This window comes from Algoriphagus terrigena DSM 22685, from assembly GCF_000429445.1.
GTDB lineage: Bacteria > Bacteroidota > Bacteroidia > Cytophagales > Cyclobacteriaceae > Algoriphagus > Algoriphagus terrigena.
Genome location: NZ_AUBW01000003.1, coordinates 432,165 through 444,775, shown reverse-complemented (window position 1 = coordinate 444,775; position 12,611 = coordinate 432,165). Strand labels below are relative to the sequence as shown.

The 12,611-nt window shown below is 47.5% G+C and carries 10 protein-coding genes; 3 read left to right on the top strand and 7 right to left on the bottom strand.

Annotation, left to right across the window (positions count from 1 at the left end; all coding sequences use genetic code 11):
- Position 1: 1 nt before the first annotated feature.
- Both G459_RS0101885 and G459_RS0101880 read right to left on the bottom strand, forming a co-directional pair.
- Positions 2-775 carry an XRE family transcriptional regulator gene (locus G459_RS0101885; protein ID WP_026966116.1) on the bottom strand — a complete coding sequence of 258 codons (774 nt, stop codon included), beginning with the start codon at positions 773-775 and terminating at the stop codon, positions 2-4.
- Complete coding sequence (locus tag G459_RS0101880) at positions 772-1,029, bottom strand: hypothetical protein (protein WP_026966115.1); 258 nt, start codon at positions 1,027-1,029, stop codon at positions 772-774. The genes G459_RS0101885 and G459_RS0101880 overlap by 4 nt, the downstream gene beginning before the upstream one ends.
- A 322-nt stretch (positions 1,030-1,351) precedes the next feature.
- Here G459_RS0101880 and G459_RS0101875 point away from each other — a divergent pair, with 322 nt between their 5' ends.
- Positions 1,352-4,102, top strand: coding sequence for an outer membrane beta-barrel protein (locus G459_RS0101875; RefSeq protein ID WP_026966114.1), 2,751 nt, complete (start codon positions 1,352-1,354; stop codon positions 4,100-4,102).
- Between the two features lie 161 nt (positions 4,103-4,263).
- On the opposite strand, the gene G459_RS0101870 is transcribed toward G459_RS0101875, so the two are convergent.
- The gene (locus tag G459_RS0101870; protein ID WP_026966113.1) at positions 4,264-4,749 is read right to left on the bottom strand and encodes a DinB family protein; all 486 of its coding nucleotides are present in this window, start codon (positions 4,747-4,749) and stop codon (positions 4,264-4,266) included.
- A gap of 110 nt (positions 4,750-4,859) precedes the next feature.
- On the opposite strand from G459_RS0101870, the gene G459_RS0101865 reads away from it, so the two are divergent.
- A complete protein-coding gene (locus G459_RS0101865) occupies positions 4,860-5,816 on the top strand; it encodes a helix-turn-helix transcriptional regulator (RefSeq protein WP_035454880.1) in 957 nt (318 codons plus the stop codon).
- A gap of 81 nt (positions 5,817-5,897) precedes the next feature.
- Here the strand turns inward: G459_RS0101865 and G459_RS0101860 are convergent, their stop codons facing one another.
- The 3 genes from G459_RS0101860 to G459_RS0101850 are packed head-to-tail and all read right to left on the bottom strand — an operon-like array spanning position 5,898 to position 9,902.
- Entirely contained in the window at positions 5,898-7,283 is a 1,386-nt protein-coding gene (locus G459_RS0101860) for a TolC family protein (protein ID WP_026966111.1), read from the bottom strand.
- Positions 7,280-8,839, bottom strand: coding sequence for an MFS transporter (locus G459_RS0101855; RefSeq protein WP_026966110.1), 1,560 nt, complete (start codon positions 8,837-8,839; stop codon positions 7,280-7,282). The genes G459_RS0101860 and G459_RS0101855 overlap by 4 nt, the downstream gene beginning before the upstream one ends.
- Before the next feature lie 49 nt (positions 8,840-8,888).
- Complete coding sequence (locus G459_RS0101850) at positions 8,889-9,902, bottom strand: HlyD family secretion protein (RefSeq protein ID WP_026966109.1); 1,014 nt, start codon at positions 9,900-9,902, stop codon at positions 8,889-8,891.
- A 309-nt stretch (positions 9,903-10,211) separates the two neighbouring features.
- Between G459_RS0101850 and G459_RS0101845 the strand changes: the two genes are divergently transcribed.
- On the top strand, positions 10,212-11,408 hold the full coding sequence (locus G459_RS0101845) for an ATP-binding protein (RefSeq protein WP_026966108.1): 1,197 nt from the start codon (positions 10,212-10,214) through the stop codon (positions 11,406-11,408).
- Positions 11,409-11,490: 82 nt separating this feature from the next.
- Here the strand turns inward: G459_RS0101845 and G459_RS0101840 are convergent, their stop codons facing one another.
- Positions 11,491-12,609, bottom strand: a complete 1,119-nt coding sequence (locus G459_RS0101840) for a carboxypeptidase-like regulatory domain-containing protein (RefSeq protein ID WP_084454301.1) — start codon at positions 12,607-12,609, stop codon at positions 11,491-11,493.
- Positions 12,610-12,611: the final 2 nt, after the last annotated feature.

Genomic DNA, 12,611 nt, shown 5'->3' with positions numbered 1-12,611 from the left:
ATCAGCCCTTAATCTTTCTCAGATCCGCGTGGATGTCCCGAATCATTTCCCCGAGGTCATCCAGCGTTAACGGCTTCTTCTTGTCGCCGGGATTGGGAAAATCGGTACTGATAAAAGCCTTCGCTTCCCAAACTTCTACCACCTCTTCTCCCCTCACTTCAAAGGGCTTGTATTGATCATTGTCTGAGACCAAAAACAGCTTTCCGTTTTCCTCCAGGTAATTAAAAACTCTTTTGTAAACGACTCCTTCAGTCTGCGTGACCAGCACATACGTTTTACCACTTTTGATTTCCTTTAACTGCTCCACATAAGACCCGATCACGATGGTCCCCGAGACTAGCGGCAGCATAGAATCACCCGAAAGCTCGAAAGCTCGAAAAGTGGCCTGCCTCGAAAGATTTGGCAGATGAAACTGCGGCAGCGTCTCCATATATTCCGGATCGGCAAAGCCGTTCAGGTAACCTGCAGCCGCTTTTTGACCGACAAGTGTGATGTTTTCCTTATCCGAATCGTCAGCGGCGATGGTCAAAATCTGCACACCGCGTTTCTGGACAGCTTTTCTTCCGAGCTTTTCAATGTCATGCTCCAGCAACTCCTCTACGCCAACTTCTAGAATCGCGCAAAGTGTCTGCAAAGTGGCCAGTTTAGGCTCAGATCGTCCGTCTTCATAAGCGGAGATCATCGTACGCTGCACATCCAGTTGATCCGCCAGATCATTTTGGGTGATTGCTTTTTGCTTTCGCAAAAACCGGAGGTTTGAAGCCAGAAAACTCATGCTGAGAACAAGTAAAAATCAGGATCAACTGAAGTGGGAGGCACCGGAAAAAAAGGATTGAGGTTCATTGCTTCCATCCTGCGCTGCTCAAGTCGGTTTTTTATCTCCTCGATAATATCACCCACGGGCTTGGGTTCGGTCACGAGCAGGTAGCCATACTGAGGCTTTTGCTGATCTTCGACAAAAAACTTGACCTGACAATTGCCCGATGCAAGTGTCTTGGTGGTGATGCTGATTTTCTCTACGGCTTCCATAAGTGATTCAGTTTACGTGAGCTAAGTTATAAATGTTGTTTTTATAAACATACAAATGATCGAAAAACAAACATCTTATCGTGACAATTTTTGTCGGAGTTTATCAGAAGCTCTCAACTCGTTCACTATCAGCACACCGCAGGATGCTACGGTCTCAATTTCTAAAAGGAGCTGTTCATTCGGTATTTATACCGCTCAACTAATTCCGGCCTGACTTCCTGCTATTATCTAGGTTCCTTTGTAGTCCTGTAGTCCTTCGTTTTTCATCGGCCGTACTACAGTTGACACCCGATTAATTCGAAAGAGAAAATAAACCTAGACCATGAAATACCTATTATTCCTAGCACTGTTCGTAGCGAGTCTGTCGTCGACATTTTCTCAAACACATAGCATCAAAGGAAAAGTACAGGATACCGGAACCCGCCAAGGCATCCCCTACGCCAACGTGTTGCTCCTATCGGCCACAGATTCCGCGCAAGTCACTGGGATTATATCGGATCCGGACGGCAGCTTCGTATTGACCACGGAAAATGAGGGGGAATTTATTCTAAAAATCCAGTACCTGGGATACCAAAATGCATTCAAAAACGTCCAGATCACCAAAGATCTGGACGTAGGAACCATCTCTATCAGTGAAGAGGCTACGGCGCTGAATGAAGTAGTAGTCGCAGCCAGAAGATCGACCGGGACACAGAAAAGCGACACCACCATGTACAATGCGGACGCCTTCAAAACCATGAAGGATGCCAGCGCCCAAGTGCTCATCGAGAAGCTCCCCGGCGTGGCTTCCGAAAACGGTGTGCTGCAGGCTCAGGGAGAAAACATCGCCCAAATCCTCGTGGATGGCAAGCCGTTCTTTGGTACGGACGTCAAAAACGCCCTGCAAAACCTTCCCGCAGAGGTAATTCAGAGCATCGAGATCTTTGATCAGAAAAGTGAAAAAGCCCAGCTAAGTGGCTTTGATGATGGACAAAGAATGAAGACCATCAACATCATCACCAAAGCAAACCGCAGAAAAGGCCAGTTTGGTAAAGCTACGGCGGGGTACGGCACCGACGACCGATACCTGGTCGGAGCCAGCATCAATGCTTTCGACGAAGACCAGCGCATCACGGTCACCGGCCTGACCAACAATGTCAACATGCTCAATTATTCGAGCGACCCCAACTCCCAAGACAACTCCAATCCGCAGGAAGGCATCATCACCACCAATATTCTGGGATTGAACTACTCGGATCTTTGGGGCAAAAAAATCAAAGCCAGTGGCAGCTACGTCTATTCAAACTATGAAAATGTCGGAGTTGTGGATCGCTACAGAGACTATGTGACCACCGACGACACAAACCAATTCTATAACGAAACAGCGACCGATGTTCGCGTCAGCAATCAGCATGAGGCCAATTTCAGATTCGATTACAACATCGATGAGAAAAACAGGATTCTCTATATCCCCAGATTGTCTGCAAGATTCGAAACCGAACGCTCAGCCTTTACTGGGCAAACGGACGACGGAGTCAACCTGATCAACGAGGTAGACAACCTGAAAACTGGAACCTACAACGACTACGATTTCTTCAACAGGTTACTCTACAGTCATAAGTTTGACAAACCGGGAAGGACATTGACCTGGAGATCCAATTATCACATGGGGTGGAATGAGGACGACTCGGATCGCAAAGCCCGAAACACCTACTACGAGGAGGATGGCCCGAGAAATGAAACCCTTGACCAGCGCACCACGCGAGAGCGAACCGGAAACTCATGGGAAACGGGTATTTCCTACACCGAGACCATCGGCAAAAAAGGCCAGATGGAGATTGAATATGAAATCGGAAACCGCTCAAACGAATCAGACAAGCTGACTTACGACGTAGAGGGCGGCGACTTCGAGACCGGAATCCTCGTTTTGGACACGGCTTTGAGCAACACCTTCCAAAGCGACTACCTGACTCAGCAATTAGAGCTCGGCTATCAGTATAGCACCGAAAAACTGAAAATGCAGGCTGAGGTCCAATATCAGGATGCCCAACTTGACAACAAGCAGGAATTCCCTGACCCCTTTGACTTAAAGCGCCAGTTCAGCGCATTTCTTCCCACCGTCAGGATGGAATACAAATTCTCCCCAAATACCAACATTCAGCTGGACTACGACACGCAGACCGACGAACCTCAGATCAACCAACTCCAGTCGGTGATCGACAACTCCAACCCGCTCCAGCTCAGGACGGGAAATCCCGACTTGAATCAATCCTACAGCAATCAGTTTAGGATGAGAATGCGAAGCAACAATCCCGACACGGACAAGAGCTGGTTTGTCTATGCACAGGCAAATCTGGTAGAAAACTACATCGCAAACAGCTCCTTCATTGCCCAGGAGCCGACCGAGATTCAGGACGGAATTATCTTGGAAAAAGGCTCCCAGCTCAACAAACCGGTCAATCTTGATGGTTTCGTAGATCTGAGAACCTGGATCAGCTACGGAATGCCGCTGGATTTTATCAAATCAAAACTCAACCTCAACGTCGGCGGAGGCGTCTCCAACAGACCCAGTCTGGTCAATGACGAGACAGGCTTCAACAATTCGCAGCGAATCAGCGGTGGATTCTCGCTCAACTCCAGCATCAGCGATCAGGTAGACTTCAACATCTGGTCAAGATCTTCGTTCAACGACGTCGAAAACACGCTGAATTCGAGCCTGAATAACCACTTCTTCCAGCAGCGTTTCCGGGTGAACTTCAACTGGATCTTCTGGGCGGGTTTTGTGTATCGACTGGATTTGAACCATCAGATCAACTCCGGGCTTTCGGAGGGCTACGACAATAACTTCTCCCTGATCAATATGAGTCTGGGCAAAAAAGTATTCAACAATCAGCGCGGCGAAATCTCCGTGATGGTCTACGATCTCCTGGGTCAAAACGCCAACGTCCGCAGAGACATCACTGAGTCCTACATCGAAGACGTCCAGACCAATGTTCTCCAGCAGTATGTGATGCTGTCCTTCACCTACAACCTGCGAAGGTTCAGCAAGGGAATGGACGAAGGCGACTACAATCAGATGTACCAGAATAATTAAACTTCAGTTGGCAGTCACAGTAGGCAGCATCTGTGAGTAGTAAGTGGTAAGATGTAAATTGTGGGGTCGCTACAACTTACTACTTCCTCCTTACTACTCACAATAGCTGGACATTTTGAACACTGCGACTGATCGCTGCCCTCTGGAAACTGCCTACTAATTTATCTTTCCCAGAAATTCGGAGGAGTGATACCCAAAGCTCTCAGATACACGTAGCCTTGACCTCTGTGGTGGATTTCATTGTCGATGAAATACAGCAGCGTACAGTAGCCCTTGTCCTCGTACATTCCAAAAGCCAGCATCGTTTCCTGAAATCTTCCCTCCTCGATCTGTGGCCAATACTCATCAATCTCTGCGGTAGTCTTGTCCCAGAATTCAAGCAATTTGGCTTTGCTTCCTTTGGAAGGATCCTTTTCGTCGAGCTCTTTCCATTCATTAGTCGCGAGGCCTTTTACCCCTGGACCAGCTATCGCCATCAGCTCAGACGCCAGCTCCGCAAAGGGTCGCATACCTCCGACGCTAAAGGAAAAGAGCTCTTTTTCGGGAAAAGCTTCGATCACTCTGCGGGTCAAAGCCCGGTGTCCTTGCCAGTGTGCCAGCAGTTGTTCTTTTGAAATCAGCGTTTCGTTTTTCACTTGAGTTTCCATGTTTTTTTGTGGTTAGGTTTTTATGTTACACAAAGAAACTACCGACCAGTGACAACAGTATGTCAGTAGGGTTTTCGTATTTTTCATTTTTCTTAAAAAAAATCAACCCCATGAACCGGATCGACCGACTGACGGCCATTCTCACCCAGCTCCAATCCAAGCGTGTCACCAAAGCGCAGGAAATCGCCAATCGATTTGGCATCAGCCTGCGAACCGTGTATCGGGATGTGCGCGCGCTGGAGGAAGCCGGAGTCCCGGTGATCGGTGAGGCCGGACAGGGCTATTCTTTGGTGGAAGGCTACCGCCTGCCTCCGGTGATGTTCACGCAAGAGGAAGCGCAAGCTTTTGTGGTGGCTGAAAAGATCTTCGAAAAACTCTCCGACCGTAGCAGCGGCGAGCATTTTCACTCCGCCATGCTGAAGATCAAGTCCGTCTTGCGCAGCTCAGAAAAAGACCGTCTTGATCAGTTGTCGCCTTTGGTAGCTGTCTTTCGAAACAGAAATCAACTCCAACTCAAGGGAAAAGACGAGCACCTTCGGGTGATCTTGGACTCGCTGAGTTCCAAAAGACTGCTGGCGTTGAACTACACGACCTTTGCGGAGGAAAAGACAAGCAGTAGAAATGTGGAAAGCGTCGGTGTCTACTATGCCACGGAACAATGGTACTTGATCGGCTGGTGTCGGCTGAGAAAAGATTACCGGACCTTTCGCCTGGACCGCATCAACAGTCTGAAAACTCTGGATGAAACCTACGATCCGCAGGCCCACCCGACCTTGAAGGAATACATCGACAAGGTTCGTGCAGCCGAAGACCTGATCCAGATTGTCCTTTCGGTTCCATCTTCCATGGAAAAATACCTTCGCGAGCAGAAGTACAACCAAGGCTTTGTGATGGAGAAAAGACTGGAAAATCGCGTAGAAATGACCTTCATGACCTCCCATCTCGAAGGATTTGTTCGCTGGATGATCTGTCTGGCAGACGGGGTTCGGATCATCTCACCTCCCGAGGCTAAATCCCGACTGAAAGAATTGGTAGAGGAAATGAGGGCGAACTTACAATCTGTTTAGCTGACTTTACGCCTGACAAAGGAAAAGCCATTGGACCACCTTTGGACCATCGGTGGACTGTCGTCTGTGAACTGTTGACGGCTACAATCCTGCCAAAGAATTAAACAAACCAACCACCCGCTGCCCCTCAATTTCGCTGAGCATCAATTGCAGCAGTTCGTTGAAATACCTCGCCTGGTTGTCATACAGGTCATTTTCACCCAGGATCATGTCCTGATTGTCCGCGACGCCGTTTACAAAGGCCTCATGCAGCAATTCGATGTTGTTGTTTGCGAGTTTGAGATTCGCGTCAGCGTACTTGAATCGCTCCAACGCCATCTGTATCTGCACCTCCGTGATTGCTTTTTCGGACTCAAATTGAATGTTGAATTGATCTAGGTAATCCCGTGACTGCTGCGCCGTCAACTTCCGCTGATCCACCGCCCGCTTCACATCCATCCCGTTGAAGATTGGAATGCCGACATTGATCCCGATATACGAATACGGTCTCCATCGTTCGCCCTGGAACATGTTACTGAACTCATTTGCACCTGGTGTAAACCCAACTGAGCCGTCAGCGCCGACTACAGGCAATGCCCTGCTTTGCTCCAACTTGATTGACTCATCGGCCAGAGAGATTTGAGTTTGGAGCAACTGGTTTTCGATGCGCTGATCAGGTGCTCCTTGGGAGAGTTGCAGTAACAGTTCATCCGAATCATCCACGATTTGGCCGACTGTCAGATTGCTGGTCAGAATCATCGGTTCCGCCTCTAGATAATTCATCTGGAACTGTAGCGCCACCAAAGCTTCGTTGTAGCTGCCTTGCACATTGGCAAGCTCGCTCCGCATCCGGTTGGCGGTTACTTCCACCCGGTTGACTTCAATCTTCACTCCCGCACCCTCAGTAAACTTGATCCTGGTCAATTCCGCCAGTGAGTCGATCCGCGTAATGTTTCCTTCAAGAAACCGAGCCTGTAATTCAAGCAGTTTGCAGGTATTGAAAGCCTTGGTAATCCCGGTGACCACATCAATCTTGAAGCTGACCAGTTCCTGGCTTTGCAGTTGCTGATTTTGCAGTGCGATGTTGTAATTGTTGCGATACGACGGGTCGAAAATAAGCTGGTTCACATTGAATGTCGGATACCAACTGTTCTTATATCCTACATCCAGTGCCATTGGCTCACCCTCCGGAAGCGAAGGCGGTGCCAGGGCTGAGCCACCTTCCACCAGCGTTTTTCGCGTAGCGATGTAGTATTGAAATGCTGACGCAAAATTTGCCCGGGGCAGATACAATCCCGAGACCCGCTGCGTGCCGAGACCTGCGATCAGCGTATCCTTTGCGATGGCATTGAGTGCCGGATTATGTTCAAAAGCATACCCAATGCATTCGGCTAGCGTAAACTCTCTTTGCGCATTCGAATGCGCCACAGAAAGTAAGATAAACGCGGCGATCAGCGTACCCAGTCTAATGGCTTTCAAGATGTTCATTTTCCGGCTTCTTTAAAATTGAATAAGTGGAAAAGCGTTTTATAATTACGCGCTGTCCATACTATAAAAAGTACCAGCGCAAGTGCAAGGCTTAAGACACAACCGATCCAGAGAATTTCACTCATGCTCAGGAAGAAAGATTGCAGGTTTACCATGCCGGTCAAACCATTGAAAGCGGCCTGATAGGACTGGTCTGCATCAAGCCCGTTGCTTTGATACAGTGACTGCAGCATATTCAACCGCTCCTGCACCAAGGGGTTTCCGGGATCTGTGTAACTGATCATGAGGTTGAAATTCCGGGTACTTTCAAGATTGAGTAGCCTGCCCAAATCTGTGGCGGTAAGGGCAATACCCAAGGTAAAAGCTACGCTGCGGAAATTGGCAACCTTGCTGATATGCTGCTGAGGGACGCTTTTGACTGCGATGATGATCACACTCGTGGCGACCACCCCGGCCCCCGCGATTCCAATCAGCGAAGGGGCGACAATGCTGTCAAAGCTAAACTCCGGACTCAGCCTGGATAGCGAAAATGCGGTATAAGCGATCGCCAGCAAGCCGACGATCATGAGCCAATGCGCATTGAATTTCTTCAGGATCAAGATGAAGGTGAAGACTAGCATCACAAATACCACCAGGAAAAGAAAGTTCATGAAATGAAAGACCTCACCCATCGGCATCTGCAATATTCCGCCAAGCAGTTTTGCAAGGATGGAAACATTGAAAACGAAAGCGGCGCCGGTCAGATAGGAGATCAACAGCGCCAATACAAACTCAGGATACTGCAAAAGTTTGGTGTCGAATAGCGGCTTTTCATGGATAAGTCCCCGAATCAACAAAGTAACCGCAGCCAATAAAGCGATGATGGATGAAACCAATATTTTCGGGTTGCTAATCCCTTCGTATTGCTCGCGGAAAAGCACCAGGAAAAAAAGTGAAACAATAAGGATCGAAAAGGGTATCAGACTGATCCAGTCTTCTTCGATCTCTTCATTCTTTTGCGTAGCAGGCACAAACACAAATGCGAAACCCAGCAGCACTAACACCACTGGCACGCTGAGAAAATAATTGAACTGCCAACCGTAATCCTCGGTAAACAGGCTGCCGCAAAGCATCCCCAAACATAGCCCGGCAATATTGGCCGCCACGGTATAGAGCGAGCCGATTATTCTTGTCTTGCCTTCAAAGGTGGAAAGGAACATTTGAGTCGAAACCGCGATTACAAAGCCGTTAGCGATACCAGCCGCGACTCTCGCTACGAGCAGGATGTTAAACTCCTTTGCAGTGAATGAGAAAAAAGTAGCAATCAGGAATACTGTCAAAGAGCCGATAAACAGACTCCGGTTGCCAAACCATTTGATAAAAACAAGTCCCGCGATGCCGGTGATAATGGTACCGGCCTGGAATCCGCGGAGCAGCCAGGTGGCGTCTTTTGACGATACGCCAAAGTGTCCCTGCACATAACTGAAGGAAAGACTTTGCCCAAGGAAATTGAAGCTGCCCACGACCAAGGCGGCAAAGAAAAAAAAGCGTGTCCAGAATTTAGGATCTGCGAACATTAAGCGGCGCCTTTTACCTGTTGCATAGACAATTCTGGGAAACAAGTGATCATTGAGATACCACGAGGCTAAATCCCGGTCTCAGCATCTTCTGGGCAAGCTCAGTATCTTCAAATCTGATCCGTACCGGGACACGCTGGATGACCTTTACGTAGTTTCCAGTGGCATTGTCCGGCGGCAAAAGCGCAAACTTGGACCCTGTGGCACTGCCGATCGATTCTACAATACCATAAAAAACCTCATCCGGATAGGCATCGGCGATGATTTCGACCCGCTTGCCGACCGGAAAAGCCGCCAACTGCGTCTCTTTGAAATTGGCCGTAGCCCACAATTCATCCGACTGAACAATGGAATAGATTTGAGTCCCGGTGCGAACCATTTGCCCAGCCTGGATCTTTCGCTTCGACACAAAACCGCTCACAGGAGCTTTAATAGACGCGTATTGAATGTTTTGTTTGATGATTGCAATCTGATTCATCTGTGCAGTGATGTTCTGATGGGCAAGTTGCAGCTGCGTTTTTGCATCCTCCAGCTGAGCCGTCACCTGTACCTGCCGGTTATAAGCATTCTGAAGCGCTACCTCATTACTTTTTAAGCTTTCTTCTGTCTTCTCGTACACCTGCACTGACACCACGCCCTTTTCCTGCAATACTTTATTGCGCTTATAGTTGCTTTCAGAAGTACTTACAGAGACGCTTTGCGCTTCTATATTTTGCGCCGCGATCTTCTTCTCCATCTCCATCACCTCGATGCCCGTTTCCGCTCTTTTCACATTGGTATTGGAGATACTCAAAGCGGTCAGTGCCTGCTCTAATTGCAGATAAAGATCAATCGTGTCCAGCTGTACGAGTAGATCTCCCTCGCTGACATACTGATCGTCTTCTACAAAAATAGAATCTACAAAACCATCCGTACGGGCTATCGCAGGCACAATATTTCCATCCACGTGCGCATCATCGGTGCGATTCTTTTCATTATAAAAGCTAATCACCAACCAATAAATAACCGCAAGAGTGGCGGTAATCAGAGTCAAAATGAGAATGTTGCGGACAGCTGGCTTCATGTCGTAAATGTACTTATTTGGGCAAGGCCTCCAAATTTATTAATCATCCACACACCTAGTCTTATAAGTAACCGTTACGCGTGTCGAAACTAAATCTCGCAATTCCTTCCGCCTCTCTGAATTTTTCCATTCCCCTTGCGATAAAAGACCATCGATGATAGCACCTAGTAGGCCGCAAAGAATTTCCAAATGCTTTCGATACACGAAATTTAAGTGGGACATTGTCGATTCAAGATGTCATACTTTCTATATTTTTGTCTTTTTTATTCGACAATATTTACATATTTTTGAAGAATAGATTCTACAAAAATGGAAATTCTGTTTTCAAACTTCCAAAATCTGTTAAATCAGATTGACGACAAGTTCTTCCGATATCTCTTCTCGGAGATTGACTGGAACCAGCGCATGATCGCCATCAAAGGTCCTCGTGGATCCGGTAAAACCACACTCATGCTCCAGCGGATCAAATATGGGATAAAGCCCCAATCCAATGAAGCGCTCTACTTTTCAGCTGACCACTATTGGTTTTACACACACAATTTGGTAGAGACCACTGCCGATTTTTATCAAAACGGCGGCAGGTTCTTGTTCATTGACGAAGTACATAAATATCCAAATTGGTCTCGCGAACTCAAAAACATCTATGATTCCTTTCCTGATCTGAAAGTAGTATTTTCCTCTTCCTCCGCCTTGGATATTTATAGAGGTGAGTCCGATTTGAGCCGTCGGGTGATCACTTATGAGTTGCCGGGAATGTCATTTCGGGAATACCTGAATTTGACTCAGAATCAGAATTTTCAAGCAGTTTCGTTGGCAGAAATCCAAAACTCGCATTCACAAATCACCCCTGAAATCACCTCTAAACTCCAACCGCTTCCGGCATTCAAGGAATATCTCAAGAGAGGTTACCTTCCGATCATCACTGAGTCAAATCCAGAAACTATTCCGGTTTTCCTCCAGCAAATCATCAACACGGTAGTCGAATCAGACCTGGCCTTCATTGCGGACTACAATGCCGGTACCGCCTACAAAGTCAAAAAACTACTTGGCGTATTGGCGGAATCTGTTCCTTTCAAGCCAAATGTATCGGCTATCTCCCGCAAAGTGGAAACATCAAGAGATTCTGTGTACGAATGGCTCACTCAACTGGAAAAAGCGAGATTGCTCAATTTCCTCATTGCTGATGGAAAAGGGGTTTCACTTTTACAAAAGCCGGATAAAGTATATTTGGAAAACACCAACCTCTCCTATGCATTAAAGGCCAATCCTGACATCGGTTCTGTGAGGGAGACATTCCTTCTCAACCAACTCAAAAACATCAAAAAAGAAGTCAGATTGCCGGAATCAGGTGATTTCAAAGTAGACGACCTGGTGATCGAAGTGGGTGGTAAAAACAAAGATGCAAGCCAAGTCAAACACCTTGAAAACTATCTGATTGCCGCTGATGAAATTGAACACGGTTTTGGGAAAAAGATTCCGCTCTGGGTGTTTGGAATGATGTATTGAAAGGCATCCGTCTGTGTTTTTGCCTGTGGGAGTTCTCTGATTTTCTGAACTGTCTGAGGCGAGGAGAGAAATCTACAATCCGCTATTTCCCCAGTGACTTAGAGCGATAATCGAGCGGCAACAAATCCGCAACCCGCTCCCAAGCCATGTATCCCTCCACCATGATCCCAAAAGCATCCGAATATCCGCCGTTTTCATAGAGCTCAAGTGAGTCCACCTCAAGTTTCATGATTGTAGTTTGATTACTGGATCTTGGCCCGTTCATCACACCTGCATATTCGATGGATTCTTTCTCGAGTTTATATAGTATATGCAAGTGAAAATCGTAGCTGATCATCACTCTACCATCCCTGTCGCGTGACAACAGCGTCTCCTCATCGACAATCTCGGAAGTCAGTTGATCTAAAAACCCGCCGTCTTTCGGAAGTCGGTCGAGTCTCCGGATTTCAAAGCCTTCTTCCCTGACTTTTCCCAGATAGAGCGCCTGAATAAAATGTTGCAAGCTGCCCCGGTAGGCCTCCTCTCGGGCCTTTTCTACTTTCTTTAGCTTCGCCGGACCAAGTGTCGAATCCGGAAAAAACAGGGGATTCCCGCCGTAAAAAGTATATCCTTTGCTCCGATCATATCTAAAATCAGTCAATAAATATTGAATTCCGTAGCCCAGATTTGGGTTTTCAACCTCTAAAACATCCGCAGCCTTTACCACTAAAACCCCTGGCGTGGACTGATCATCCAGGCGCAGGTCGGTTTCATTATGGATTTCCGCGTACTTAGAATTTGCTGATGTTCCCAAGAAATAGGATTTAAAAATCTCCAGATTTCGATACCAAGCAGGATCCCGCGCGTCCTCCACTTCAATTTCATCCAACTCATCTTCGATAGGCTGGAGCATGATTCGATAACCCTGCGGCTTTATCTCTGTAGTATTCAGCGAAAACGTCAAGGGCTCATAGCCAAGCATTCTGACAATCACATCATAGTTTCCCTTAGGAGCGCTCAGCGCAAACCTTCCCTCCTCGTCTGCTGACACTCCAAAGGTCGTATTGGTCAAAAAGACTGTAGCGTAAGGAATCGGTTCATCCCGGGCGGCATCGACGATCGTGCCCTTAAATAGCTGTTGCGAAAAAACACCGCCACTCGCCAACAAAAGGGAAAGGAATAAAAACTGCCTAAAAAAACGCTGTGGTTCTCGTGTCCTCATAG